Source organism: Actinomadura napierensis (genome assembly GCF_039529375.1).
Lineage (GTDB): Bacteria > Actinomycetota > Actinomycetes > Streptosporangiales > Streptosporangiaceae > Spirillospora > Spirillospora napierensis.
Window position 1 is genome coordinate 1 of sequence record NZ_BAAAMR010000331.1, and the last position, 646, is coordinate 646.

Sequence of the window (646 nt, forward strand, 5' to 3'; positions counted from 1 at the left end):
CATTCCTTTAAAAAACTATTTCCTCCCAAATAAAGTTGATTATGTTCTTCAAGGCTATCCATTTACCAAATATACCAATGATTCATATCGCAAAGTGAATCATTGCCTAATGCATTCCAATGATGGAACTCAAGTCATCACATCATCAATCCATATTTTGCATAGCTTATTCGTCAATCGGAAGGATATTCGGGGACTCTTATTAAGCACTTCAGGCCAATCTATCATTAACCGCTTTTTAGAATCTTATACAACAGAAGTTGAGAATGATAATATTGAATATAAAATAAAAATCAGAAAGCCATATGAAGATATTGGCGAAACAGCAATTATATTTCTGGCTAATCTAGCCTTAAATCCATATGTGCAGACGATAGTCGATAAAATTCAACGAAGTATGGAAGTTACTGAGTTTCATCATCTTCAGCATGGCACAGGCATAAGATACCCCATTGTATATCCGCCACATCCTACAAAGCTTTTTCTTGAAGCAGAAGGAATTTGGCTAGATGACAATAAGACTCGTTTTTTTATCACTAGAGTGAAAAAATTTGATCCTATTAACGATCACATGATTGATGTCAACAAAGACCTGACCAATACAATTTCAAAGCCTGATGAGAAAAATCCTAGACCTCGTGAAAAA

At 34.5% G+C, this 646-nt stretch carries 1 protein-coding gene; it reads left to right on the forward strand.

Annotated elements, in window-relative coordinates; genetic code table 11:
• Positions 1–109: 109 nt before the first annotated feature.
• Positions 110–646, forward strand: a 537-nt coding sequence (locus ABD296_RS49765) for a hypothetical protein (protein ID WP_344285613.1), incomplete at its 3' end; no start/stop codon positions are given.